At 65.5% G+C, this 25,750-nt stretch carries 23 protein-coding genes; 15 read left to right on the top strand and 8 right to left on the bottom strand.

Going from position 1 to position 25,750, the window contains the following annotated elements; translation table 11 throughout:
- The first annotated feature begins 91 nt into the window (after positions 1 to 91).
- Positions 92 to 1,312 (top strand): acyltransferase family protein, encoded by a 1,221-nt coding sequence (locus J6525_RS09230; RefSeq protein ID WP_225643770.1) that lies wholly within the window; start codon positions 92 to 94, stop codon positions 1,310 to 1,312.
- Positions 1,313 to 1,335: 23 nt separating this feature from the next.
- Here J6525_RS09230 and J6525_RS09225 read toward each other — a convergent pair whose 3' ends face one another.
- Complete coding sequence (locus J6525_RS09225; RefSeq protein WP_225643845.1) at positions 1,336 to 2,118, bottom strand: sulfite exporter TauE/SafE family protein; 783 nt, start codon at positions 2,116 to 2,118, stop codon at positions 1,336 to 1,338.
- A 116-nt stretch (positions 2,119 to 2,234) separates the two neighbouring features.
- Entirely contained in the window at positions 2,235 to 3,617 is a 1,383-nt protein-coding gene (locus tag J6525_RS09220) for a TAXI family TRAP transporter solute-binding subunit (RefSeq protein WP_225643769.1), read from the bottom strand.
- A 138-nt stretch (positions 3,618 to 3,755) separates the two neighbouring features.
- Here J6525_RS09220 and J6525_RS09215 point away from each other — a divergent pair, with 138 nt between their 5' ends.
- The 3 genes from J6525_RS09215 (at position 3,756) to J6525_RS09205 (ending at position 6,394) form a co-directional block, all read left to right on the top strand.
- A complete protein-coding gene (locus J6525_RS09215) occupies positions 3,756 to 4,811 on the top strand; it encodes a glycosyltransferase family 4 protein (RefSeq protein WP_028332589.1) in 1,056 nt (351 codons plus the stop codon).
- Between the two features lie 33 nt (positions 4,812 to 4,844).
- Positions 4,845 to 5,534, top strand: a complete 690-nt coding sequence (locus tag J6525_RS09210; RefSeq protein ID WP_028332588.1) for a class I SAM-dependent methyltransferase — start codon at positions 4,845 to 4,847, stop codon at positions 5,532 to 5,534.
- Between the two features lie 242 nt (positions 5,535 to 5,776).
- Positions 5,777 to 6,394 carry a hypothetical protein gene (locus tag J6525_RS09205; RefSeq protein WP_057014961.1) on the top strand — a complete coding sequence of 206 codons (618 nt, stop codon included), beginning with the start codon at positions 5,777 to 5,779 and terminating at the stop codon, positions 6,392 to 6,394.
- A 398-nt stretch (positions 6,395 to 6,792) separates the two neighbouring features.
- On the opposite strand, the gene J6525_RS09200 is transcribed toward J6525_RS09205, so the two are convergent.
- Complete coding sequence (locus tag J6525_RS09200; RefSeq protein ID WP_225643767.1) at positions 6,793 to 8,457, bottom strand: aminotransferase class III-fold pyridoxal phosphate-dependent enzyme; 1,665 nt, start codon at positions 8,455 to 8,457, stop codon at positions 6,793 to 6,795.
- 34 nt (positions 8,458 to 8,491) lie between these two features.
- Here J6525_RS09200 and asd point away from each other — a divergent pair, with 34 nt between their 5' ends.
- Together asd and J6525_RS09190 are read left to right on the top strand one after the other, a co-directional pair.
- Positions 8,492 to 9,358 carry an archaetidylserine decarboxylase gene (gene asd, locus J6525_RS09195; protein WP_092087696.1) on the top strand — a complete coding sequence of 289 codons (867 nt, stop codon included), beginning with the start codon at positions 8,492 to 8,494 and terminating at the stop codon, positions 9,356 to 9,358.
- 121 nt (positions 9,359 to 9,479) lie between these two features.
- Positions 9,480 to 10,280, top strand: coding sequence for an NUDIX hydrolase (locus tag J6525_RS09190; RefSeq protein WP_225643765.1), 801 nt, complete (start codon positions 9,480 to 9,482; stop codon positions 10,278 to 10,280).
- Here J6525_RS09190 and J6525_RS09185 read toward each other — a convergent pair whose 3' ends face one another.
- Positions 10,281 to 12,086 (bottom strand): winged helix-turn-helix domain-containing protein, encoded by a 1,806-nt coding sequence (locus J6525_RS09185; protein WP_225643763.1) that lies wholly within the window; start codon positions 12,084 to 12,086, stop codon positions 10,281 to 10,283.
- A gap of 166 nt (positions 12,087 to 12,252) precedes the next feature.
- On the opposite strand from J6525_RS09185, the gene J6525_RS09180 reads away from it, so the two are divergent.
- From J6525_RS09180 to J6525_RS09170, 3 genes are all read left to right on the top strand, one after another.
- Entirely contained in the window at positions 12,253 to 12,558 is a 306-nt protein-coding gene (locus J6525_RS09180; RefSeq protein WP_057014965.1) for a nickel-binding protein, read from the top strand.
- A 78-nt stretch (positions 12,559 to 12,636) separates the two neighbouring features.
- Entirely contained in the window at positions 12,637 to 13,044 is a 408-nt protein-coding gene (locus J6525_RS09175) for a hypothetical protein (protein ID WP_143029694.1), read from the top strand.
- Between the two features lie 119 nt (positions 13,045 to 13,163).
- The gene (locus J6525_RS09170) at positions 13,164 to 13,991 is read left to right on the top strand and encodes a class I SAM-dependent methyltransferase (protein WP_225643761.1); all 828 of its coding nucleotides are present in this window, start codon (positions 13,164 to 13,166) and stop codon (positions 13,989 to 13,991) included.
- 93 nt (positions 13,992 to 14,084) lie between these two features.
- Here J6525_RS09170 and J6525_RS09165 read toward each other — a convergent pair whose 3' ends face one another.
- The 3 genes from J6525_RS09165 to J6525_RS09155 all read right to left on the bottom strand — a co-directional run bounded on the left by J6525_RS09165 (position 14,085) and on the right by J6525_RS09155 (position 17,066).
- Entirely contained in the window at positions 14,085 to 15,671 is a 1,587-nt protein-coding gene (locus tag J6525_RS09165; RefSeq protein WP_225643759.1) for a FecR domain-containing protein, read from the bottom strand.
- A gap of 154 nt (positions 15,672 to 15,825) precedes the next feature.
- Entirely contained in the window at positions 15,826 to 16,149 is a 324-nt protein-coding gene (locus J6525_RS09160; protein ID WP_225643757.1) for a hypothetical protein, read from the bottom strand.
- Between the two features lie 302 nt (positions 16,150 to 16,451).
- On the bottom strand, positions 16,452 to 17,066 hold the full coding sequence (locus tag J6525_RS09155; RefSeq protein ID WP_225643755.1) for an inner membrane-spanning protein YciB: 615 nt from the start codon (positions 17,064 to 17,066) through the stop codon (positions 16,452 to 16,454).
- A 740-nt stretch (positions 17,067 to 17,806) separates the two neighbouring features.
- Here J6525_RS09155 and J6525_RS09150 point away from each other — a divergent pair.
- The 5 genes from J6525_RS09150 to J6525_RS09130 all read left to right on the top strand — a co-directional run bounded on the left by J6525_RS09150 (position 17,807) and on the right by J6525_RS09130 (position 24,038).
- The gene (locus J6525_RS09150; protein WP_225643753.1) at positions 17,807 to 18,835 is read left to right on the top strand and encodes a hypothetical protein; all 1,029 of its coding nucleotides are present in this window, start codon (positions 17,807 to 17,809) and stop codon (positions 18,833 to 18,835) included.
- Positions 18,836 to 19,443: 608 nt separating this feature from the next.
- Positions 19,444 to 21,423, top strand: coding sequence for an autotransporter family protein (locus J6525_RS47240; protein WP_225643751.1), 1,980 nt, complete (start codon positions 19,444 to 19,446; stop codon positions 21,421 to 21,423).
- Positions 21,424 to 21,547: 124 nt separating this feature from the next.
- Entirely contained in the window at positions 21,548 to 22,783 is a 1,236-nt protein-coding gene (locus J6525_RS09140; RefSeq protein WP_225643748.1) for an extensin-like domain-containing protein, read from the top strand.
- Between the two features lie 113 nt (positions 22,784 to 22,896).
- The gene (locus tag J6525_RS09135; RefSeq protein ID WP_050425581.1) at positions 22,897 to 23,280 is read left to right on the top strand and encodes a response regulator; all 384 of its coding nucleotides are present in this window, start codon (positions 22,897 to 22,899) and stop codon (positions 23,278 to 23,280) included.
- Positions 23,281 to 23,339: 59 nt separating this feature from the next.
- A complete protein-coding gene (locus J6525_RS09130) occupies positions 23,340 to 24,038 on the top strand; it encodes an ABC transporter permease (protein ID WP_092087678.1) in 699 nt (232 codons plus the stop codon).
- On the opposite strand, the gene J6525_RS09125 is transcribed toward J6525_RS09130, so the two are convergent.
- Entirely contained in the window at positions 24,012 to 24,830 is an 819-nt protein-coding gene (locus J6525_RS09125; protein ID WP_092087676.1) for an ABC transporter substrate-binding protein, read from the bottom strand. The genes J6525_RS09130 and J6525_RS09125 overlap by 27 nt on opposite strands.
- A 140-nt stretch (positions 24,831 to 24,970) precedes the next feature.
- Here J6525_RS09125 and J6525_RS09120 point away from each other — a divergent pair, with 140 nt between their 5' ends.
- Positions 24,971 to 25,675 carry an SDR family oxidoreductase gene (locus J6525_RS09120; RefSeq protein WP_057014974.1) on the top strand — a complete coding sequence of 235 codons (705 nt, stop codon included), beginning with the start codon at positions 24,971 to 24,973 and terminating at the stop codon, positions 25,673 to 25,675.
- Positions 25,676 to 25,750: the final 75 nt, after the last annotated feature.

Genomic DNA, 25,750 nt, shown 5'->3' with positions numbered 1-25,750 from the left:
GTTGCCGGGAAGGGGGTGTCCCGCCGCAAGACAGTCTTCCTGGCACGGCGCTTGCTGTCCCAGCGCATTGTTTCGGAATGGAGTGGAAATGATGCTGGGGCACACGATCGGCAGCATGCTGGATCGGCAGAAGGGCTTCGGCCCCGGGTTCGATTTTCTCCGCATTGCACTTGCGATTTCCGTCGTCGCCGCCCACGCGCCCTATGTGGCGGGCGGCAGTGGCGACGGCGAGCAGGCGTGGATCGCCTGGTTTCCGCACTACGCCATTCTCGTGATGTTCTTCGCGCTGAGCGGGTTTCTCATCGCGGCCAGCGGGCTGCGGCTCTCGCTGAGGGAGTTTCTCACCAATCGCGGCATGCGGATCATTCCGGCGCTTGCGGTCGAGATCGTGCTTTCGGCGCTGATCCTCGGACCGATCTTCACCGCGCTGCCGCTGTCGGACTATTTCACCAATTTCGGCACCTACAAATACTTCACCAACATCATCGGCCTCGTGAACTACGTCCTGCCCGGCGTGTTCAGCGGCAATCCCGCGCCGGAGGTCAACAGCTCGCTGTGGACGGTGCCGTTCGAATATGGCTGCTACGCGCTGATGACGGTGTTCATCCTGTTCGGCCTGTTGCGCAAGCCGCCGCTCATCGTGCTCGGTGCGCTCGTGCTGGTCGGCATCGGCCTTGCGCTCGTACTCACCGGGCATGGCGCGCAACCCTCGCAACTGCCCGCCGGGGTCGCCGGTATGCTGCATGACAGGATCTTCAGCACGGCGCCGTTCCTCGGACGCGGCGCGAAGCTGCCGGTCGCGTTCATGCTCGGCATCGCGATCTATCTCTATCGTGACCGCATTCCCTACAACGGATGGCTTCTCGCCGCGTGCTGCGCGCTCTGCGCGGGCGCCGCGCTGCTCGGTCCGGCGGACTGGATGAGCCAGCCGGTGCTCAATCTGCTGATCGCCCCGGCGCTGGTCTATATCACCGCCTATCTCGGCGTCTCGAAGCTGCCGCGGCTGCCGCTGGTCTCGCGCGGCGACTATTCCTACGGCATCTATCTCTACGGCTTTCCGGTGCAGCAGGTGGTGCGGGTATGGCTGCCGCACGCGCCCGTGATCGTTCAGTTCGCGATTGCGCTGCTGCTGATCACGCTGTTCGCCGCGTTCTCCTGGCACTGGATCGAGAAGCCGATCCTGAAACTGCGCAGCCGCTTCTCCTTCGTGGCGCGCGAGCGCCTTGCGCCGGACGACGCGTCCGCGCCGCGCCAGGACATTGCGCCTCTTGCCGTTGCCGCGAACGTCGTCCGCAGCAGACACTCCTCCTGACGAGGAGCCAGCACCTTCGCCGTTCAGGAGCTGAGATATCCGGCCGATCCGTCCCACAGCAACTTGGCCGCGGTGATGACCAGAATGGCGTAGCAGGCGCGGTACAGCGCGCGCTGGTCGAGACGTTCGTGCAGCCGCCATCCGGCCCAGACGCCGACCGGCACCGCCGGCACGCAAAGCGCCATCAGCATCCACAGGCTGCGCGACGGCGTGGCCAGCACGAGCCACGGGCCGGCCTTCAAGAGGTTGCCGACCGTAAAGAACAGGCTGGTGGTGCCGGCGTGGAGCGCCTTCGGCATGCCGAGCGGCAGCAGATAGATCGCAAGCGGCGGCCCGCCCGAATGGGCCACCATCGTGGTGACGCCGGAGGACAGGCCGGCGAACGTCGCCTTGAACGTCGAGCGCGGACGCGGCTTGATCTCGCCGCCGCCGAGAAACCACAGCGCGGCGAACACCAGCGTCACCACGCCCATCACGATCTCGACGGCATGCCGGTCGAGATCGCGCAGCACGAAATAGCCGAGGCCGATGCCGACGACGAGCGCCGGCAGCAGCATCGCGAGGTCGATGCGCGACCACGTGCTCGGGCGCCAGAACCGCAGCGCGGTGACGTCCATGACGACGAACAATGGTGCCAGCAGCGCGCCCGCCGCGATCGGGTCCATCGCCAGCGACAGCAGCGGGATGCCGACGATGGCAAAACCGCCGCCGAACGCGCCCTTCATGAAGGCGATCAGGAAGACACCGGCGAAGGCAACCGCGAGCACGAAAGGCCCGGGCAGGTCAGCGACGATGGACGTGATCATGGTGTCGTGCGAAGCGTTGTGGTCAGTACTCAACATGGCCACGCGCGCCTGCATGCGCAATCCAAACATTGCTCTCGGTGCACATTGCTCTCGGTGCAATTCGGCGTGCACGCGGCCTAGCCGGCGCGCATCCGCGGCAGGCCCGGCTTGTCGCCGTTGATTACGGCGCGGCGGTCGGAGACGGCGTGATGGAATTGCTCGAGCGTCAGCCCGATCACCGAGAGATCGCCTTCCTCGATCGCGCCGTCGTCGTAGCAGTCGAGCGCCTCGCGCAACAGGGCATCCGCTTCGCCCTGCATGGCGGCGAGCTGTTCCGGCGTCTCGGCGCCGCGCACCTGCGAGATCAGGGTCAGCAGATTGTCGCGATGGGTGATGTAGTGCTCGCGCTCGTCGCGCTTCACGTAGTGGCGCAGCCAGGCGCCGGCCGAGCCGAGGCCGGAGAGCAGCAGGATGCCGCCCCAGATGTAGTCGGAGTATTTTTCGAGGAAGGTGCGCTCGGTGCCGTCGATATAGGCGGCCGCGCCCTGATGCGCCGGCAGCGCGGCGTCCTTGTCGGTGTCGGGCTTCTCGATCTTTGCCGCCGCCGGCAGATCGCGCGCGACCTGGAGGCGCAGCGTGAACAGCTGCCGGTCGAGCGCGCCGACGGTCGCCTCGCTCAGCGCATGCTGCGCGATGATGAGGTGATTGACGCTGACGGTCTCAACCTTGTCCTCGGGCCGCGCCGGCGACGAGGAGAAGATGCTGCCGGCGATCTCCTCGGACTCATAGCGCGGATGCTTCTGCGCGATTGCCTCCGAGACATCGACCGGGAGGAAGACCGGCTCGCCGCGCGCGGCCGCCGTCGCTGTAATCGCTTCCGCCGTCACCTTGCTGTCGAGCGGGCCGACGGTCATGTAGGCATCGAGCGAGGGATCGCGCGCGAGGTCGGCGATCTTGTTGACGGCGAACTGGCTGACCGCGACCTTGTCGGGGTTGACGCCGGATTCGGTCAGGATCACGCGCAGCAGCGTGACATTGGCCTGGGTGCTGCCGACCACGCCGACCTTGTGGCCGGCGAGATCGTCGATGCTCTTGATCTTCGCGGACCGCCGCTTGCCTTTGGCGCCCGAGGGCGCCCACAGCACGACGACATTCTTGCGCAGGATCGCAACCGACTCGGCGCTCGCGGGCAGATCGAGGTCGCCGCGCACCACTGCGAGGTCGGCCTTGTTCGCCGTGAACAGTGCGATGCTCTCGGCGGAGCCCTGCGTCGTGACCGGCTTCAGCCGCACCGAACTGCCGTCGTGCGTAAAGACCTGGGCGAAGCCCTGGATCAGCTTGACGTCCTCGCTGCCGGTCGGGCCGACCGCGATCGCGAGCGTCACCGGACGCAGCGCGTAATACAGCGCGCCGGCGGCGAGGCCGAACACAAGGATGCCGGCCGCAAGGATCAGCAGCGACGAGTTTCGTCTCCTGAGCCTGCGGCGCTTGGTGCCGGGATTTTCACTCTGCTCTGACATCTGGCTGTCACGTTACACGAAAAACCGGCGGTTTGCCGTGAAAAACAAACTAACATTTCGATGACGTCATACGTTTGAAACATCCATGTCAGAACGTCGTGCGAGCAGAATCAAGATTAACGATTTGGATCTCCTGCAATGCGCATACTCGTTGCGACCGATGCCTGGCATCCGCAAGTCAACGGCGTGGTCCGGACGCTGACGTCGCTTGCGCGCAGCGCAGCCGGGCTCGGCGCCGAGATCGAGTTCCTCACTCCCGACGGTTTCCGCTCGGTCGGCGTGCCGACCTATCCTGGCCTGCGCGTGGCGCTGCCGAACCGCCGCGAGATCGCGCGCCGGATCGAGGAGGCCGCGCCCGAGGCGATCCACATCGCGACCGAAGGACCGATCGGCTGGGCGGTGCGCGGCTATTGCCAGCGCAACAAGCTCGCCTTCACCACATCCTATACAACGCGCTTCCCGGAATATGTTTCGGTTCGTACCGGCATTCCCGACAGCGTCGGCTATGCGGTGCTGCGCCACTTCCACGCCGCCGGGTCGATGACGATGGTCGCGACCGACTCGCTGCGCAGCGAGCTCGCCGAGCGCGGCTTCCGCAGGCTCGGCTTCTGGACCCGCGGCGTCGACACCAGGATCTTCAATCCGGACCAGCCGGCTGTGCTCGATCTGCCGCGGCCGATCTTCATGACCATGGGCCGCGTCGCGGTGGAGAAGAACCTCGACGCCTTCCTGTCACTCGACCTGCCGGGCTCCAAGGTCGTGGTCGGCGACGGCCCGCAAAGGGCGGCATTGGAACAGAAATATCCCGACGCGATTTTCCTCGGCGAGAAGAAGGGGCAGGATTTGACCTCGCACCTCGCTGCCGCCGACGTCTTCGTGTTCCCGAGCCTGACCGACACCTTCGGCGTCGTACAGCTCGAGGCGCTGGCCTGCGGCACGCCGGTCGCGGCATTCCCGGTCACCGGCCCGAAGGACGTCATCGCCAACCATCCGATCGGCGCGATCGACAACGATCTGCGCAGCGCCTGCCTGCGCGCGCTGACGATGTCGCGCGCCGACTGCCGCAATTTTGCGTTGGAGCGTTCCTGGGAAAACAGTGCGCGTCAGTTCATCGGCAATCTGGCCACGCTGCAGCCGAGCCGCGCGCCGCGGCCTGCCCGCCGCGTTGCCGGCCGCAGCGCGGTTCCGAATTAACACCTCAATCGAACGAGAGACGAGAGACGATCTATGGCTGAAATCATCAAGCTGGGTGCCGACCGTTCCATGGACTTCGACCGCGAGACGGTCGAGCAGGCCTATGACCGCTGGGCGCCGATCTACGACCTCGTGTTTGGCGGTGTGTTCAGCAAGGGCCGGCAGGCCGCGATCCAGGCCACCAACAAGATCGGCGGCCGGGTGCTCGAGGTCGGCGTCGGCACCGGCATCTCGCTGCCGCTCTATAGCCAGAACGTCCGCATCTTCGGCACCGACATCTCGGAAGCGATGCTGGAGAAGGCCAAGAAGCGGGTCGCGGAGCGGGGCCTGAAGAATGTCGAGGGCCTCGCGGTGATGGACGCCGAGAAGCTGGAATTCCCTGACAATTCGTTCGACGTGGTGATGGCGCAGTACGTGCTGTCGGCGGTGCCGAACCCGGAAGCCGCGCTCGATGAGTTCGCCCGCGTGGTGCGTCCGGGCGGCGAACTGATCATCCTGACCCGCGTCAGCGCCGACGCCGGCGTGCGCCGCTTCATCGAGCAGAAGCTGCAGCCGGTGGTGCGCCCGCTCGGGTTCCGGACGGCCGAATTCGCCTGGTCGCGCTACACCAAATGGCTCGCCGGCGCGCGCGGCATGGAGCTCGCGGAGCGGCGCCTGATTCCGCCGCTCGGCCACTTCTCGCTGGTCCGCTTCCGCAAGGCGGATGTCGCCAAAGCCGCCTGAGGCGGCCCGGCCAGGCGGCCCAGCCCGCCGCTCCTCCCGGGTGAGGTAGCGCACAGCGCACCCCAGGCCGGGAGGCTACGATCTCCTTCGCCTGATCTCCGCAGATCTTGTCGGGATGAGGCGAGACCCTGCTCCGGTTGCGTCAAGGCGTCGCTCCGCATTGTCATATGTCATTATGATGATGTCACACGCGATACATCGAATCCCTGTAAATCCTGTTCCGAAAGATGTTGGGGGAACCAATGATCAAGAATTTCCTGCAAGAGCTGCGTACCCAGCGTTGGGATGACCATCGCTTCTACCATCACAGCCGGATCAACCAGAGCCTGCACTTCGTCAGCGCGCTGAGCTTCCTGTTCGCCTATGTGATGCTGTTCTTCGATCCGGTCGTATCGGCGCTGGTCGGCTGGCTGGTTTCGATGACCTCGCGCCAGGCCGGTCACTTCTTCTTCGAGCCGAAGGGCTACGACCACGTCAACCAGGCGACCCATGAGCACAAGGAAGACATCAAGGTCGGCTACAATCTGCAGCGCAAGGTCGTGCTGATGGCGATCTGGGCGCTGTCGCCGATGGTGCTGTACTTCGATCCGACGCTGTTCGGCCTGTTCAAGCCCTGGGTCACGATGGGCGACTTCACGCGCCAGGTGGCCAAGATCTGGCTCGTGGTCGGCATCGGTGGCCTCTTGTTCCGCACGATCCATTTGTTCTTCATCCGCGACGTCGAGACCGGCCTCGTCTGGATGACCAAGATCGTCACCGACCCGTTCAACGATCTGAAGCTCTATCACAAGGCGCCGCTGTTCCTGATGAAGGGCGAACTGATCGATCCGGGTCTCGAGAAGCACGTCAAGCACGCCTGATCGTTGCTCCCAGCGTCTTCAAACTGCGTCATGCCCGGGCTTGTCCCGGGCATCTACGTCTTAGGATTACGGCGGATCATCACTTGAGCGCCTTCGACCGCGCGCACACGTCACCTCGCCCCGCTTGCGGGGAGAGGTCGGATCGCGTCAGCGATCCGGGTGAGGGGGGCTCACCACGAGTCCGTCTGTCACCGATTTTGTGGATGCAGCCCCTCACCCCAGCCCTCTCCCCGCAAGAGCGGGGCGAGGGAGCAGGGGGGCCGCGCGTTGCCTTAGCGCCTGAACTTCACCGTGACGACTTAAATGCCGTCATTCCGGGGCGATCGCGCCAGCGAGCGAACCCGGAATCTCGAGATTCCGGGTTCGATGCTGCGCATCGCCCCGGAATGACGGTGTGCTCAGCGGCCGAACCTCACGGCGACCATCTCCTTCAGGATCTGCCGCTTGATGTTCTTGTTGGTGAGGCCGGCCTTGTGCCACCACCAGCCGTCGCGCTTCATCTTCTCGGCTGCCGCAACGAAGCGGTCGCTGACCTCGGCGAAGTCGGCATCGGTGTAGTTGAGGGTGAAGATCAGGCGGCCGGTGCCGACCCAGCTCAGCGCCAGTCCCTCGGCCCGCAGATAGTATTGCAGCATCCAGTTGTAGCGCGACGGCTCGGTGTAATAGACGGTCCAGATCGACGAGATGTTGCCGACGCGAACCGGCAAGCCTTGCGCGGCGAGGCGGTCGTTGAGCGCCTTGGCACGGCCGTTCCAGGTCTCGTCCAGCCCGTTGTAGATCGAGCGGAAGTTCGGGCTCGCGAGCCGGCTCAGGAACTCGTCCATCGCGGTCATCACATAGGGATGCGAGTTGAAGGTGCCGCGGGCAAAGCAGATGTCGGCCGGGCGGTCGTCGCGGAAGCGCCGCATCAAATCCTTGCGGCCGCACACCACGCCGACCGGAAGCCCGCCGGCCAGGCTCTTGCCGTAGGTCGCCATGTCGGCCTTGACGCCGAAATATTCCTGGGCGCCGCCGGCGGCGAGGCGGAAGCCGACGAACACCTCGTCGAAGATCAGGACGATGCCGCGTTCGGTGCACACCTCGCGCAGCTTCTTCAGCCATTCGGTGTAGGCGGCGCGGTCGTATTTGGAGGAACGCGAGGAGTCGACCAGCGCGGAATCGCCGGGCGCGTTGGAATTGGGATGCAGCGCCTGCAGCGGGTTGACCAGCACACAGGCGATGTCGCTGCGCGTCCGCAGCACCTGCAGTGTCTTCTCCGATATGTCGGCGAGCGTGAAGGTCTCGTGCGGCGACACCGGGTTGCCGACGCCGGGCTGCACGTCGCCCCACCAGCCGTGATAGGCGCCGGCGAAGCGCACGAGGCGCTTCCGCTTGGTGTGGTAGCGCGCGAGCCGCACCGCCTGCATCACGGCCTCGGTGCCGGACATGTGGAACGAGACCTCGTCGAGGCCGGACAGCTCGCACAGCCGCTTGACGTTGTCGGCAATGACCGGGTGATAGGGGCCCAGCACGGGGCCGAGCGCGTGGGCGCGCTTCTCACCCTCGGCGATGCACTCCTTGTAGAAGTCGTTGCCGAAGATGTTGACGCCGTAGGAGCCGGTCAGGTCGTAGAACACATTGCCGTCGACGTCGGTGACGGTGACGCCGCTGGAGGCCTCGACGAAGGCCGAGGTGCCGAGATGCTCGCGCACCAGGCGGCTGTACTGGAACGGCACGCGGTAGGTTTCGGTGAACTGCAGGTCGGAGATGCGCTCCGTCACCTCGGCGGTCAACGCGCGGCCCTTGGGGTAGCGATCCCCGTAGAGGCCGGCGAGGCGGAAGAAGCCGTCCTGGCGCTGCATCGCGACGTCCTTCGGCGCGCCGTCGGAGCGGAAGAAGTCGTCGATGTCGAATTCGTAGTGCGGGACCATGCGCGCGACCATCTTGGACATCTTGGAATGTCCGGTCAGCGAGCGGTGCTTGGCACGCGAGAGCGCGATGCGGGCCTGAATTTTGGGGAAAGCTGCGGCGGCGCCGGCAAGCGCGGCGGCGGACAGCGAGAGAATCGGAAGGGATGTTTCCATGACAGAAGCGCTAGCCTCAGCACCTAACAGATTCATGACAGTCAAGGGCCTGATCTCGGCATTCACCCAGCAGGAAGACCTCAATTTCCTGCTCACCAACCGGATTCCGCGGGCGGCGCTGACCCGTTTCATGGGCTGGTTCTCCAAGGTCGAGAACCCCCTGGTGCGCGACGCCTCGATCGCCTGCTGGAAGCTGTTCTCCGACCTCGATCTGTCGGAGGCCAAGAAGACCGAGTTCAGGAGCCTGCATGACTGCTTCACCCGCGAGCTGAAGCCCGGCCTGCGCCCCGCAGCGGCCGATCCCGCCATTATCGCGTGCCCGTCGGACGCGATCATTGGCGCGCATGGGCGGATCGAGGACGGGCAATTGTTCCAGGTCAAGGGCGCGCCCTATTCGCTGCTCGATCTGGTCGGCGATCCGGCGCTGGTGGAGCAGCACCGGAACGGCCGCTTCGTCACGCTGCGGCTGACCTCGAGCATGTATCACCGTTTCCACGCGCCCTATGATCTTGCCATCGACAAGGTGACGTTCATTCATGGCGACGTCTGGAACGTCAATCCGATCGCGCTGAAGCGGATCGAGCGGTTGTTCTGCAAGAACGAGCGCGCGGTGCTGCGCGCCAAGCTTCCAACCGGCGAGGCACTGACGCTGGTTCCGGTCGCGGCGATCCTTGTCGCGAGCCTCCGCCTGCATTTCCTTGATATCACGCTGAACGCGCAGTCGCGGGGCCCGGTGGATTTTTCCTGTAACGCGCATGTGAAGAAGGGCGATGAACTCGGCTGGTTCGAACACGGCTCGACGATCATCGTGCTGGCGCCCGGCAATTTCGAATTCTGCGATAACGTCGCGGAGGGAACGCGGATCAAATGCGGCGAGCCGTTGCTGCGGAAGCCTTTATAGCCTTGTTTCCATCGCGCTCATCGTTTGAGCATGAAAACCGGCTTCCACTTTTCGAGATCATGCATAGAATGGTCGGGATCGTCGTGCGACGATCCTAAATCGCAAACCTTTGGGACACGAGATGGCGCGGACGCCTGTTCTGGCGGCGGGCGGCATTGTGCTGCGGCGGGACGCACCGCAGCGCTTCGCCGTGGTGCGGCTGCGCAAGCGCAATGAATGGGTGTTGCCGAAAGGCAAGCTCGACGACGGCGAGACGCCGCGCGCCGCTGCCGAGCGCGAGGTGCTCGAGGAAACCGGCCACGACGTCGACGTGCACGAATTCCTCGGCACGCTGGTCTATGATTCAGGCGGCCGATCCAAGGTGGTGCATTACTGGCGCATGGATGCCGGCGGCAAGCCGGTGCGGGCGCTGATGAGCGACATCCGCGAGGTGGACTGGCTGCCGCTCGATGAGGCACTCGAGCGTCTGTCACGCGGCTATGAGCGCGCGTTCCTGGAAAATGTCGGACCGATCGCGTTGCAGGCCGCGGCGCTCGCCGAGCGCGAGCGGCGCGCGCGGGCGAGAGCCGTGGCCGCAGAGCGCCGGCGGATTCGCGAAGCCGCAGTGCCACAGGTCATCGACGAGCAGGAGGTCGCCGACGCGCCTGATGTTGCCGATGCGGCTGCGCCGGCGGAGACGCCGGCCATCGATCAGCCGCCGCTGGTGCAAAGCGAACCCGATCCGCCGGCCATGGCGCCGCAGGACGTTCCGGCCGCCGCACCCGACGCAATTGCAGAGACCGAGCGGGGCGCCGAGACGGTCATCCCTGAAAAAGCGCCGCCATTCGCGCACGAGGTCGTGCCGGCCGGCGCGGCACCTCAGCCCACGCCGCGCAAGAATCTGATCGAGCGCGTGCGCGACTGGCTGCGCCGCGCGGCGTGATCACCCGCACATCTGACGTCGTGCCGTTGGCTGCCAGGCGTCAATGTCACGCTGCAAGGCAAGACACTCGGCAAGACGCTTGGGCGAGCCCAGGTCACGCGCCAGAAGCTGTGCCGCATGAACTTCGGCCATGGCGCCGCGAACGTCTCCATGCTCCAGCTGGAGGCTGGAGATCTGAAGCCTCAGCCGCACGATCTGAACCCGCCCTTCGATGCTGGACCACAGCTGGCGGGCGAGATGAAGATGCCGCATGGCTGTTTCATGATCCTGCCGGGAAAGCGCGAGGATCGCCTGCGCTTCGTTGGTAAGCGCGCGGATCGAGGGCATCGGCCAGCGATCCGGACTTCCCGAAAGCTCGCAGATCAATGCCTTCGCTCGAACGGTCCGATGCGTGTGCGCGGCAACCAGCGCCAGATGCGCGAGCAGGATTCCGCGTCGCTGCAGCGTCCACCAGGTCTTGCCGATCAGGCTCCGCTCGAGGCTTGCATAGGCGGCCTCCGCTTCCCCTCTTGCGAGCAGCAGCATGGCGCGGCCCGGCTCCGGGCACCAGCCCAGCGTGTAAGCCCGGTCATAGGCTTCGAGCGCTGCGTCGTCATTGCCGATCGCCGCCTGAATATCGCCCAGCACCCGGTTGGCATCGCCAAGTGACCAGGGCGCATCGCTGGTCAGGCGCGCGAGCGCGTCCTGAATGCGCGCCAGCGCTTCGTCGAGCGAGCCCCTGATGCCGAGCACCTCGGAGCGATGCAACTGGCACGAGCCCGTCAATTCCATGCCGCTGCCCGAGCAGAAGTTCTGGTAGCTCCGCGTCCACTGGTCGGCGCGTGCCCAATCTCCGAACATCCGGGCCGCCCAGAGGATGTTGCAATAGAGGTTGCCGCCCATGATCGGGTCCAGATTGTTGCTGGACAGGGCAACTGCGGCGGCATGGTCCTGATCGGACAGTCCTCCGTGTGTGTCGCCGAGGCACAGCCGATAGAAGCCGCGATAGGCCAGGCTCAGCGCTTCGATATTGATCGCATCCTTGTATCTGACGGCGGTGTAGGCAGCGTCGGCCAACGCGAGTGCCTGTTCCGGCTCGCCATCGAAAGCAGCCAGTTTCGACTTCATCCATAACACCAGGGCCGTCGTCGGAGGATCGTCGAGCGTTGAAGCCCAATCTTCCGCCCGCGCGAGCCAGCCCTTTCCGATCGCGGCCTGGCCGCTTTCGAAATGCAAAGCCGAGAGCGCTATTGCGTCGACCGTGGCGCCAGCAGCGTCACCGGCCTGGCTGCGTGCGGCGACCGCGCGAACCAGAATCGGAATCGCTGCCGTGGCCCTGCCGAGGCACTGCAGGGCGAGCGCCCAATCGTGCAGATCGTCAGCGTTGAGCTGGCCGCTTTCATCCGCGCTCGCGAACAGGGTCGCTGCCTGCAACCACAATTGTCCGGCCGCTGCGCGTCGGGCGAGACCGATTGCACCGACGGTGCCATCGACTTGCTTGGGGTCGATGCGTTCCAGCTGCCTGATCTCGGACTCGAGGAAGAAGCGATAGCCCTTGCCCGGCAGATTTCGGATCGCGCCGTCCATGCCGCCGTTGCGCAGCGCGGCGCGCAACGCACTCACCGCCCGCTGCAGCGAGTTGTCTGTGACCGTCACATCCGGCCAGACGGCTTCGAGGAGTTCTTCCTTGGGGATGACCCGGTCGCGGTGTCGAACCAGATAGATCAGCAGATCGAACACACGCGGCTGCAATGGGATCTCTTGGCGCGCGCACAGCAACACGCGTCCAGCTTCATCAAGCTCGAACAGTCCAAATGAGAATGCCATGTGTATGAGTGCGGGCTCGGCGGAAAAGGTTCAGGCAAGGATCAGACAAAGATCAGGCAATGATCAGTCCGCGGTAAGGACAGTCGGCATCGACGGCGCCTATAGCTGATCATGGCTCGCCATGAGCGCAGCCTGCTGTTCAACAGTCGCAACCGAGGAGATTTCGATGGAACTCTATGTCATTCGCCGTCCGAGCGCCTGGGCGAACATGAGCGAGCTGGAACTCGCCGGCGCAACGTCCGCAAGGGTCGGCGACGAGCAGATGCCGGACCGTGTCCGCTGGATCCGCAGCTATGTGGTGCACGAGGCGGATGGTCGCATCGGCACATTCTGCATATACGAGGCGCGTGACGGTGACTCGATCCGGGAGCATGCGCGCTGCGTCGGCATGCCGGGCGAGGAATTCTACAAGGTCGCGGCAACCGTGGTGGTGCGTGGTGATCCGGTCCAACCGCCCATTGCAGCCGAATGACGCCTGTGCGGCGTCGCATGGCGTATCCCGACCAAACCTGATCCGGAGCGCCATCACACTTCGATCAAGGAAACAATTATGTCGATTTCATTCATGGAATCCATTTCAAGTCCGGTACGAAGGCATTTTTCCTTTCTGCTTTTGCGGATCCGCCGGATCGTCAATCAATCGGTCGCAGGCATGCTCGCCCATCGCGAGCGGCAGGCCAGTCGCCTGATGCCGCGCGACGCCGGCGGCCAGTCGAAGGGCGCCGGGAACCGCTGTTCACGGCCGATCGGGCGAAGCGCACTGCTCGGGCTGGTGATCGCGGGTTTGTCCTCGCCCGTGTTCACCCGAGCGGAGGAACCTGTCGTTCGGGAGCATCGTGCAGCTCCGGCGCAGCAGGCCGCCTCGACTCAGCGTAGCAGCCACGGCTGCAGGCATCGCTCCGACTGGAGCATAGTCGCCGCATCGACCATCCCGGTCCTGCTCGACCGCCGCACATAGCGCGCAGCACATTTGAAGTCATTGCACTGCTCGACGCCGTTTTTTGGCGCAACTCGCGGACTCTCGGCGAAGCCGGCGGCCTCGCCGCGAGCCGCACCACATTTTCAAAGGAGATGCACATGAACGTTCAGACCGAAATGCCGACCATCGATCTTGCCGCCGTCAAGGCGCGCCAGCAGGCCACCTGGAGCTCGGGCGACTACGCGATCGTCGGCACCACGCTCCAGATCGTCGGCGAGATGCTCTGCGAGGCAGTCGACCTGCGCAGCAATCAAATGGTGCTCGACGTCGCCGCCGGCAACGGCAATGCGACGTTGGCCGCGGCGCGGCGCTTTGCCGACGTGGTCTCGACTGACTACGTCGCGGCGTTGCTCGAGCGCGGCCGCGAGCGGGCGGCGGCGGAGCATCTGCCCGTCACGTTCCAGGAAGCGGACGCGGAGAAGCTGCCGTTCGCCGATGCCAGCTTCGACGTCGTGCTGTCGACCTTCGGGGTCATGTTCACCGCCGACCAGCAGCAGGCGGCGAATGAACTGCGCCGCGTCTGCCGCATCGGCGGCAAGATCGGCCTCGCAAGCTGGACGCCGGAAGGCTTCATCGGCCAGCTGTTCAAGACCATCGGGAAGTATGTGCCGCCGGCGCCGGGCGTGAAGTCTCCCGCGCTGTGGGGCACCGAAGCGCATCTCGGCGCCTTGTTCGGCCCGCAGGCGACGCTCGATGCCAGGCGCAGGCACTTCAATTTCCGTTACAGGTCGCGCGAGCATTTCCTCGAGATCTTCCGCACCTATTACGGGCCGGTGCTGAAGGCGTTCGGGGCGATCGATCCGGTCAAGCAGCAATTGCTCGCCGCCGACATGTTCGGCCTGATGGACCAGTTCAATGTCGCCAGGGACGGCACGCTGGTGATCCCGAGCGAATATCTGGAGGCCGTGATCACCAGGCGCGGCTGACCTGCCGCTCGCCATTGGTCGATCTGTACGTGGCGCCGGCGTAACTCGCCGGCGCCATTCGCTCGTTTGATCGACATTGCTGCGATCGCTCGGTTACTGGCGCTTGTCCTTGGGCGGAGGCTTCGCGCCGCGCGGCGGAGGCGGCGCGCGCCGTTGCTGGAAGCCTGGACGCGCCTGCACGGCGGGCCGTTGCATGCCCGGACGCACGCCCGGTGCGGCCTGCTGGATGCCGGGTCGGATCTGGCCGGGCGCCTGCGGCACAGGCTGCGCGGTGCCATGTCGCGGCGCGCCCGGTTGACCCGGCTGGGCCGCTGGTGGTCCTGGCTGGCGCGCGCCGCCCGGCGCCTGGGTGCGGCCGGGCTGCAGACCGCCTTGACGTGCCGGCGATTGTTGTCCGCCGGGTTGCGTCGCGCCGCCTTGGCGCGTGGGCTCTTGCGTGGGGGCTTGGCGCGTTGGCTGTTGTCCCGCCGGCTGTTGTCCGGCTGGCGTCTGGACGCCGGGCGCGTGCGGCAGCGTCGCACCGCCGGGTTGGCCGGGCAGCGCATGCTGTGCGCCACCTTGCTGCTGCATGCCGGGCCGCTGCTGCGAACCTTGCCGACCAGGCGTGCCCGGTTGCTGGCCGGGACGGTTCGGCCGGCCGGGCTGCTGCATCTGGCCCGGACGGTTCTGCTGACCCGGCTGCTGCGGGGCGTTGCGGTTCTGGCCCGGCAGGCCGTTCTGCCGCTGCGGGTTCGGCTGCACGGGCTGGCCGCGGTTCGGATAGGGCGCGGCCGGATTGGCCCTGCGGAAATCGGGATTGGCGCGGCGGAAGTCGCGCTGCTCGGTCACGACCTGGCGGCCCAGCGTCTGCGCGCTATGGACCTGGCGCACAAAGCCCTGGTCGCGCGTGATCTGTTGCGGCGAGATCGTCAGCGGCACCGCGGCGAAGCGGGCACCGCCGGTGCCCGGACGAATCGCAAAGCCGCTGGCGCCGCGCGTCAGCACGCCGAGCGAGGCACCGCTGCGGTCGTTGACCTCGATGCGGCCGACATGTCCGTCGGCGTCGGGATAGAGCTTGATGCCGACATTTCTGCTGGTCGCGGTGGCGCCTTCGGGCACCTCGACGAGGCCGGTGGTGCCGCGGATGCCGAGCGTCGCGGTCGGGGTCGAGATCTTCATGTCGCCGGTCTTGGCGACCGCGGCGGCGACGAAGGCCGCCGTTCCCTTGGTGACGTTGAACAGCGCGCTGTTCTGCTGGCCGCCGTCCTCATAGACGTAATTGTCGATCGTGATCCTGGCATTGGCGCGCAGGTTGAAGGTGGTGCCGTCGTTGAAGGTGATGCCGAGCGAGGAGGTCGCTGATGTCGCGACCTCGTCATTGGCAAAGATGTCGTCGCGGATCTGCAGCGGCGTCGCGGTGTTGTTGCGCGTGACGGTCGCGGTTCCTGTCAGTGTTGCCACGTTGCCGATCGGCTCGGGCGCCGCGGGCTGCGTGCTCGCGGCCGGCGCCGGCGTTGCAGGCGCGGGTGTTGCGGGAGCGGGCGTAGCCGGCGTCGCACTCGGCGCCGGGGCGGGCGCCTGTGCAGGCTGCGCCTGTGCGAGCCGCGTCAAGTCCGGCGCGGCATTGGCCGTTGATTGCCAACCGATCGTGACGCCGGCGCCAAGCAGAAGCGCAAAGAGAAAGCTGCGGCGCATCGCCATCGATTCCCGGGGGAGGCAGTGGGGACGGCAATTGAGCCGCGTCAGGCTGAATGCCGGATGAACGGTCGTGCCTTGTTGTCATGGCGGACCGAAACGATCAAGCACCGCGCTCCGTTGCCGGAAGCGCGGTGCCTGGTCGCTGTTGGGGTTTTGCTTAGCCGCGCTTGTGAGGAGTGATATTGAGCGGTTTCGCCGGCTTGGCCGCGGGCGCATAATTCGCGGGTTGAGCAGCCGCCGGCGGCACGTAGTGGAACACCGCCTTGCAGCCGTCGCTGAGCAGCGCGCGCTGACGGATCATGCAGGCGCTGACGCGATCGACGTCGGGAATTTCCGAGCTGCACAGCCGCATGGCGTCGCTGGTGCACATCTGCTGCTGCTCGTCGGTGTACGCATAGGACGCCGAGGTCAGCAGACCGAGCGTGAACGTGGTTGCCGCCAGCAGTTTGCCGTGACGAAGCGCGGAAGCGGTGAAAGCCATCATGTCCCCCTTGTGATCGCGCCGAAGCAGCGCGTTGTCGAAGCCATCACTAGTGTCCCGAATTCGAAGTTCGCATCATTTGCCGCACCTTCGGAGCGAACTTCGGATTCGATAAGGACACTAGCAAACTTATGATTCTAGTGTGCTTTATGAATGCGAAGTTCGTGAAAGAAGCCGCGAAATCGCACGAACTTCGCATTCAGCACACTAGGCAGGCTTGGTTTCGGCAATTCTTCGTCGTCATGGCTAAATGGTTTCGTCGCGCGGGCCGTTTGTTTCGTCGACCACACCCCTGTCGGGGGTTACGGCGCAGCTGGCGCCGGTGCCCCTTCGAGCGCGAGCACGGCCTCGCGCTGCGTCTCCGGCATGGCGCGGATGCGCCGTCTCGCGATCAGGCGGAGCGCGGCAAAGCCGCCGAGGAACACCACGATCTTGCTCACGATGCCGAAGATCGGCATCACGACGGCCCATGTCGTGATCTCGCAGGTCAGCGCGACGATGGCGTTCACCGCGGCGGAGATGAACATCAGGGCGGCCCAGGCATAGCCGACCTTGACGGCGACATCGGGCACGACCTTCTGTGCGATCTCGGGCAGGTAGCGGTTGAGCCAGCCGGGCTTCAGCATCACGACGCCGACGATGGCGTAGATCACGCTCGGCTTGAACAGCACGAAGCGCGGGTCGTGGGTCAGCAGCGTGGCGGAGCCGGCGGCGACAACCAGGAACAGGCTGAGCCATTCCATGGTGTCGATCCGTTTGCCGCGCACCATCTGGACGCCGATCTGCACGACGCCGAATGCGATGCCGAGGCCGACCGCAAGCGCGGTGTTGTGCGTCAGCAGGAACAGAACCAGAAACACAAGCGTCGAGGCGAGATCGAGGGCCAGCAGCCTGGCCGCGGTGAGAAAATGCTTCATTGGTTGCCGGTCGCCCGCAGGTTCAATTCATTTTCGACAATGCGGCTCTTATAGCGGGTCCGGCGACGCACATGAAGCGACCGCCGGGCAGATACAAGCCATTACCTGAAGGGCGACTCGCAAAACTCGCCCGCCGTTGCACGGCGCAGCCCTGCTCCCGCATCGCATTCGGGCCCTTCGTTGCGATCGTCGAGTCGTAGTTGTGGCGGAGTGAATGCAAAACAGCAAAGCGCCGGCGGGGGCGGCCGCCGGGCGCTGAACTCATGCCTGTCGAATGTCCTAGAACACGCCGAGAATAATGGCGCCGACGAAGGCTAACGCGATGTACGCGGCCACAATGCTCAGCTTGCTCAGCAGAGGACTCGCGAAATCCATTGGGGAAACTCCCTCGGTTCACACAACGCTGCCCGCATTAACGTCAAAGCTAGCAAGGGGTTCCAGGCCGAAAAAGGCAGTCTTGTTGTCAGGCTCGCAATTCGCGGCGATGCCGCATTGCGATGCGCGGCTCAAATGGCCGCCAAATCAAGGCGTTGACGCGCCGCAAATATATTCAGCGGCGGCGCCGGTTCCAGGCGCCGATAGCAGTACCCGCTTGGATGTCCGTCGGTTGCTCTCGCCCCTGTGTCGTTGCGCCGCAAGGCAGCATCGTCATTTGTTGTGCGCCTGTCACAAACCATACCCAGATTGCCGCCCGCAATGACCGGGGCTCTACCCCGGTAATAAGTACTTGGGGGCGTTACGTGAAATCTGAGTTTCTGAGCCGCGCAAGCCGGCTTGCGCTGGCTATTTCTGCGACTTCGTTGGGGTTCTCCTGTCCGGCACTGGCCGCAAGCTTCAGCACTCCTCCGAACAGCACGACGGCGCAGACCGTCTCCAACAATGACACCGGCTCGGTCGGCGCCGGCAGCAGCCTGTCGGTGACGGGCACCGCGATCACCTGGATCACCGGCCTGTCGTCGCCCGGCGTCGTCATCACCAACAACGGCACCATCTCGGCGACCTCACGCGGCATCGACACCTCGAGCAGCGCCATCAGCGGCAATCTCACGCTGATCAACAATGCCGGCGCGCTCTTCACCGCGTCCAACGATGCATTCCGGATCAATGGCGGCCTGAGCAGCGGGTCGGTCACCGTCGACAATGCCGGCACCATCCAGTCGACGGGCAACGGCCGCGTCTTCGACTTCGTCAACGCGACGTCGAACACCACCGTGTTCTCGATCACCAACCAGAGCGGCGGCACCATCAGGTCATCAGGCAGCGACGTAATGCGGATCGGCGGCGGAACCACCACGATCACCAATTCCGGCATGATCGACGCGACCAATACGGCCGGGTCTCGCGCGATCCGCGCCACCACCAATCTCAACAACGTGATCTCGCTGTCGGTCGTCAACAATGCGGGCGCGACGATCCAGTCGGCGGACGACGCCATCCAGATCAACGGCGCGTCGGGCAGCAACAGCACGACCGCGGCCAGGTTCTCGGTCGACAATGCCGGCACCATCAAATCGGCGACCGGGCAGGCGATCGACTTCGACAATCTCACCTCGACCGCCGCGAGCGTTCACATCACCAACCGCGCGACCGGCCTGATCACCGCGGCCAAGCGGATGCGATCCGTCCCGGCGAAAACTTCACCATCGACAATTACGGCCAGATCATCGCCAATGGCACGATCGATCCCGCAACCGGCCGGCCCAGCGCCGATGCGATCGATCTTCAGGGCGGCCACAACGGCACCGTCAACAACTATGCCGGCGGCCTGATCTCGGGTGCCAAGAACGGCACCGCCGGCGACGCCGGCACCATCACGGTCAACAATTTTGCCGGCGCAACCATCATCGGCCGCAACGGTGCGGGCGTCGGCGGCGGCAACGCCATCGTCACCAACTACGGCACTATCACCGGGGCGATCGATGGCGTCTCGACGCGCAGCGATGGCGACGGCATCGATATCGACAATGTCCTGACGCTGACCAATTACGGCATCGTCCAGGGCACCGGCGCAACCGGCGCCGATGACGGCGGCCGCTTCAACAACAGCGAAGGCCTTGCGATCGGCGGCGGCACCATCCGCAACTACGGCACCATCAGCGGTGCCGCGGCGGGCATCGTCGTCAACAACGATTCAAATCCGGACCATTCGCGCAGCGGATCGGCGGCGCTCGACCTGATCAACTATGCCGGCGCCACGATCGTCGGCAACAACAGCTACGCGATCCGCTCCGAGAACAAGACCGGCACGGCTGCCGACAACGACAGGATCGTCAACTACGGCACCATCATCGGCAACGGCACGATTCCCGATCCCAACGGCGTCACGCTGCTGCAGAACGGCACGCCCGATACCGGCTCGGTCGGTACGCTCAACGGCGTGACCTATACCGGCACCGGCTCGACCCGGTTCATCCGCGGCGACGGCGCGGCAATCCAGACCGGCGAGGGCGCCGACGTGCTCTCCAACTACGGCACCATCATCGGCAATACCGGCCGCGCGATCAGCATGGAAGGCGGCGACGACACGCTCAATCTCTATGGCGGCTCGACCATCACCGGCCGGATCGATGGCGGCGTCGGCACCGACACGCTCAATCTGTTCGGGCCGGGCGCGGGCACGCTCTCGAACGTGATCAATTTCGAGGTGCTCAACGTGCAGGGCGGCGTCTGGACCGTGACCGACGCGCAGAGCTACCAGAACGGCGCCAACATCGGCTCCGGCGCGACGCTGCTGGTCAATGGCTCCCTTGGCAATGCCGTGATCGTCAATGCCGGCGGCACGCTCGGCGGCAATGGCAGCGTCGGTAATGTCCTGGTCAATGGCGGCACGCTGTCGCCGGGCAATTCGATCGGCACGCTCACAGTGCGGGGCAGCCTTACCTTCACCGCCGCATCGACCTATCTGGTCGAGGTGTCGGCCGCGGCGTCCGATCGCACCAACGTGACAGGTGCGGCAACGCTCGGCGGCGCCACGGTCAACGCGTCCTTCACCGGCACCACGTTCCAGAAGCAGTACACCATCCTCAACGCGGCCGGCGGTGTCAGCGGCAGTTTTGCCGGGCCGGTCAGCAGCAATTTGCCATCGAACTTCATCTCCAGCCTGAGCTATGACGCCAACAACGTCTATCTCAATTTGGCGCTGAATTTTGCCGCAACCGCCAGGCTCAGCGGCAATCAGGCCGCGGTCGGTAATGCGATCGCCAACTCGTTCAACAGCAGCGGCGGCATTTCCGCCGCGTTCGGCGCGCTGACGCCGGCCGGGCTGACGCAGGCGTCGGGCGAACTCGGTACCGGCTCGCAGCAGACCACGTTCGACGCCATGAACATGTTCCTCGGCGTTATGACGGACCCCTTCACCGAAGGGCGCGGCAGCGTGCCTGCAAATGGCGGCGCGTCGCAATTCGCTGATGACACCATGAGCTACGCGTCGACCGGCATGTCGCGTGCGAACGCCGCGCGCGACGCCTATGCCGCCATCTATCGCAAGGCGCCGCCGCCGCAGACGTTCGAGCAGCGCTGGAGCGTCTGGGCGGCGGGCTTCGGTGGCGGACAGAGCACCGATGGCGGCACCGCCGTCGGATCGAATTCGACCACGAGCAGCATTTTCGGTGTGGCTGTCGGCGCCGATTACCGGATCTCGCCCGACACGATTGCGGGCTTTGCGCTCGCCGGCGGCGGCACCAATTTCACCGTGGCCAACGCACTCGGCGGCGGACGCTCCGACCTGTTCCAGGCCGGCGCCTTCATCCGCCATGGATTCGGGCCGGCCTATCTGCTGGGCGCGCTGGCCTATGGCTGGCAGGACGTCACCACTGATCGCACCGTGACGATCGCCGGCATCGACCGGCTGCGCGCGCAGTTCAACGCCAATGCGCTGTCGGGCCGGATCGAAGGCGGCTATCGCTTCATCACGCCGTGGTCGCTGGCGCTGACGCCCTATGCCGCCGGACAGTTCACGACCTACGATCTGTCGTCCTATGCCGAGCAGGTGCTGTCGGGATCGAGCGCGTTCGCGGTGGCCTATGGCGCCAAGACCGTCACCGCCACGCGCAGCGAACTCGGCCTCCGCAGCGATCGCTCGATCGCGTTGCAGGATGGCGTTCTCAGCCTGCGCGGCCGCCTTGCCTGGGCGCACGACTACAACACCGATCGCAGCGTTGCCGCGACATTCCAGACGCTGCCGGGCGCGTCCTTCGTGGTCAACGGTGCGGCGCCGGCGAGCGATGCGGTGCTCACCACCGCGAGCGCGGCGATGAACTGGACCAGCGGCTGGTCGGCGGCGCTTACCTTCGAGGGCGAGTTCTCCGACGTCACGTCGTCCTATGGCGGCAAGGGTGTCGTTCGCTACACGTGGTGATGACATCATCTCGGCAGGGCGCGTGTTGCCCTGCCGGGTTCCGCTGCATGGTTAAGGACAGCTGAAAACAACGCATCGAAATGCGTTGAAGAGTCTTTAATCAAATTCGCAGAACCTCCGCGCCATGACGCGTGGAGTTCGTTTGTATCTCGTCGGCTCCCTTGTCCTTGTGTCGCTTGCTGGTTGCGGTCGCGGTCTGTTTCAGACCGCCGAGCGCGAACCGTGGCGGGCCGAGGCCGAGGCCGCATGCCTGAAGTCGGGCGCGGTCAAGGAGAGCGCCGACCTCGTCCGCATCGATCCGATCTCCGGTCCCGGCGTCTGCGGCGCCGAGTTCCCGCTCAAGGTCGCCGCACTCGGTGAAGCCAGTTCGGCTTACGGATTTGCCGACGACAGCCTGCGCCCGCCGGCATCAGTCGGCAACCAGCCGCGCTGGCCGATCAACCGCCAGCTGCCTCCGCCGCCCGCGCAGGCGCCGTATTCCAATCAGGCCGTCGGCCAGCCGAGCTATGGCAACGAGCCGGGCTATGGCAGCCGTCAGAATGGGCCGGTCTCGCTGTCGGCGCCCGGCGTTCCGCCGCAGCAGGACGAGATCGATTTGCCGCCGGAAGGCTCGCCCGACGCCAGGGGCGAGCGACCTTATTATCCCGGCCTGCCATCCAATCCGCAGCGCGACAGTGCGGCCGCGCCCTATTCACCGGCACCGTATTCCCAGCAGCCGCCCGGCGCGCCACCGCCGCCGCGGCTCGGTCCCTCGGGCGGCAATCCGGTGGTGACGGTCGGCCCGGTCGCAGTGAAGCCGGCGGCAACGCTGGCGTGCCCGATCGTCTCGGTGCTCGAGCGCTGGCTCGCCGATTCCGTGCAGCCGGCGGCGCAGCGCTGGTTCGGCGCGCGCGTCGTCGAGATCAAGCAGATTTCGGCCTATTCCTGCCGCGGCATGAACGGCAATTCGCACGCGCATATTTCCGAGCACGCCTTCGGCAATGCGCTCGACATCGCAGCCTTCACGCTGGCTGACGGTCGCCGCATCACCGTGAAGGATGGCTGGAGGGGCCTGCCGGAGGAGCAGGGCTTTCTGCGCGATGTCCAGGCCGCCGCCTGCCAGCAATTCACCACGGTGCTGGCGCCGGGGTCCAACGTCTATCACTACGACCACATCCATGTGGATCTGATGCGCCGGGCCAGCCGGCGTCTGATCTGCCAGCCCGCCGCCGTCTCGGGCGAGGAGGTCGCGGCGCGTGCCGGCGGCCGTAACCCCTATGCAACGCGCGAACCTTATGTCACAGGATCGCTCGGCGGCAGAAAGCCGGCCCCGCGAGGTAAGGCGGGGGTCAACGAAGAAGACGAATTCGCCGACGAATAGGGACGCGTCTGATACCCGTATTTTTACTGGGTGACACCGTGCAAACGGTAGCCACTTTTATGCTGCATATGCTTCGGAGCCGGGCGCACCCGGCTGATTTCTGGGGGATAGCTTTGCAAGACGCGCCGATCATTCTCGTCATCGAAGACGATCGTGATCTTCAGATGATGGTAGAGGACGCCCTGAGGGACGGCGGCTATGAGCCGGCGATCGCGGGCTCGGGCGAGGAAGCGTTGACGCTGCTGAAGGCGTTCCGCACCAAATACTCAGCACTGGTCACCGACATCCGCCTGCTCGGCCGGCTCGACGGCTGGCGCGTGGCGCGCGGCGCCCGCGAGATCGACCCGTCATTCCCGGTGCTCTACATCACCGGCGGCGGCGGCGACGAGTGGCCGACCCGGGGCGTCCCGGACAGCGTGCTGCTGAACAAGCCGTTCTCGCCCGACGAACTGGTCGCGGCCGTGGCCAAGCTGCTCAAGAACGGCGCGCCGGCCTGAGCGACGGATCGTTCCTGCGATTTGACGATGCGCACGTTGTGCGGGCAAAACGTGCCGGCATGAATGATTTCGCACAGTCGATCACGGCGGCGGCATCGCTGATAGCCGGTCGCGATCCGGTCCTGCTTGGGATCGTCGCATTGTCGTTGCGCGTCAGCCTGCTGGCGAGCCTGCTCGCGCTTCTGATCGGTGCGCCGATCGGCGGTTGGCTTGCGATATCGAGGTTTCGCGGACGGCAGGTGGTGATCGTGCTCGCCAATGCCTGTCTCGGCCTGCCGCCGGTCGTGGTCGGCCTCGGGCTTTATCTGCTGCTGTCGCGATCCGGACCGCTGGGCTTCGCCGGGCTGTTGTTCACGCCGACGGCGATGGTGGTGGCGCAGGTGATCCTGGCGACGCCGATCGTGGTTGCGCTGGTGCATCGTCCGGTCGCGCTGCTGTGGGCGGAATATGCCGATTTGATCCGCGCCGACGGTCTGTCGCGCCTGCGCAGCCTTGCGCTGGTGTTCTCGCTCGGCCGCGCCTCGCTGCTCACCGCGTTCCTTGCCGCCTTCGGCCGCGCCATCGCGGAGGTCGGCGCCATCATCATCGTGGGCGGCAATATCAGCGGCTATACGCGAACGATGACGACCGCGATCGCGCTCGAGACCAGCAAGGGCGAGCTGGCGCTCGGCCTCGGGCTCGGCGTCATCCTGCTTGCGCTGAGCGTCAGCGTCAGCACGATCGCGTTTCTGCTAGTGCGCGGCGTTGGGGAAAAATAGCTGCTCGCCGCCGACCTTGTAGCCGGCGATGGCCGACTGCCCGGCCTGCGAGATCAGCCAGTCGATGAAGGCCTGGCCGTCCGCCACCTTCACCGTCGGATGCTTCGCCGGATTGACCAGCATCACGCCGTACTGGTTGAACAGCCGCCGGTCGCCTTCGGTCAGCACGGCGAGCTCGCCGCGGTTCTTGAACGACAGCCAGGTGCCGCGGTCGGACAGTACATAGGCATTCGACGCGGATGCCATGTTGAGCGCCGGACCCATGCCCTGGCCGATCTCGCGATACCACTGGCCCTTCGCTGAGCCGAGATCGACGCCGGCCGCTTTCCAGAGTCGCAGCTCGGCCTCGTGCGTGCCGGAGTGGTCGCCGCGCGAGATGAAGACCGAACTGGTCGCAGCGATCTTGCGCAGGGCATCCGCGACATCCTTGTCGCCGGCGATATGCGCCGGATCGGCCTTCGGGCCGACGATGACGAAATCGTTGTACATCACGTCATATCGTTTGGTCGCAAAGCCCTCGGCCAGGAATTTCTCTTCGGCCACGCGATCATGCACGAACACGACATCGGCATCGCCGCGCCGTCCGATGTCGAGCGCCTGTCCGGTGCCGACCGCGACCACCTTCACGGCAATGCCCGAGGTCTCCGAGAACCGCGGCAGCAGATAGCCGAACAGGCCGGACTGTTCGGTCGATGTCGTCGAGGCGACGGTGATGGACCGGGTCTGCGCGAGCGCGGGACCGGCGAACAGCATCACGGCGGCGATGACAAGGTGTCGAAGGAGGGATGTCATGTGAATACTGCGTACCGGAGAACGATGTCGGTCACCATGCCGCATTTCGTCCGGTGACGCAAAGCAGGCGCGATGTCGCGCGCTGCGATCGGCGGTGATAGGGTCGCCTCGAACGAAGCAATAAGAAGTGATATCAGGTCATGGCTTTGGAGAAGGTCGCGCTCGTTACCGCAGGCGGCAGCGGCATGGGAGCGGCGGCGGCGCGGCGCCTCGCGGCCGATGGTTTCCGCGTTGCGATCCTGTCGTCGTCGGGCAAGGGCGAGGCGCTGGCAAAGGAGCTCGGCGGCCTCGGCTTCACCGGCTCGAACCGTTCCAACGATGATCTGAAACGCGCCGTCGACGGCGTGGTGGAGCGTTGGGGCCGCATCGATGCGCTGGTCAACAGCGCCGGCCACGGCCCGCGCGCGGGTGTGCTCGAACTGACCGACGAGCAGTGGCACACCGGTCTCGACGTCTACCTGATGAACGTGATCCGCCCGACGCGTCTCGTCGCGCCTCACATGCAGGCGCAGAAGTCGGGCGCGATCGTCAACATCTCCACCGCCTGGGCGTTCGAGCCGAGCGCGATGTTTCCGACCTCGGCGGTGTTCCGCGCCGGGCTCGCCGCGTTCACCAAACTGTTCACCGACAGTTACGCCGCCAGCAATGTGCGCATGAACAACGTGCTGCCGGGCTGGATCGACAGCCTCCCGGCAACCGACGAGCGCCGCGACAGCGTTCCGATGAAGCGCTACGGCAAGGCGGAAGAGATCGCCGCCACCATCAGTTTCCTCGTCTCCGACGGCGCGGGCTACATCACCGGCCAGAACATCCGCGTCGACGGCGGTCTGATGCGATCGATTTGAGGCAACTGCTAACCCGTCATCCTCAGGGTCTGACTCATAGTCAGACTCTGAGGAGCAAGTGAGCTTGTGATTCAC

Source organism: Bradyrhizobium australafricanum (assembly GCF_020329495.1).
GTDB lineage: Bacteria > Pseudomonadota > Alphaproteobacteria > Rhizobiales > Xanthobacteraceae > Bradyrhizobium > Bradyrhizobium australafricanum.
The sequence above is the reverse complement of the archived record's forward strand: the minus strand, read 5'-3'. Positions and strand labels throughout refer to the sequence as shown.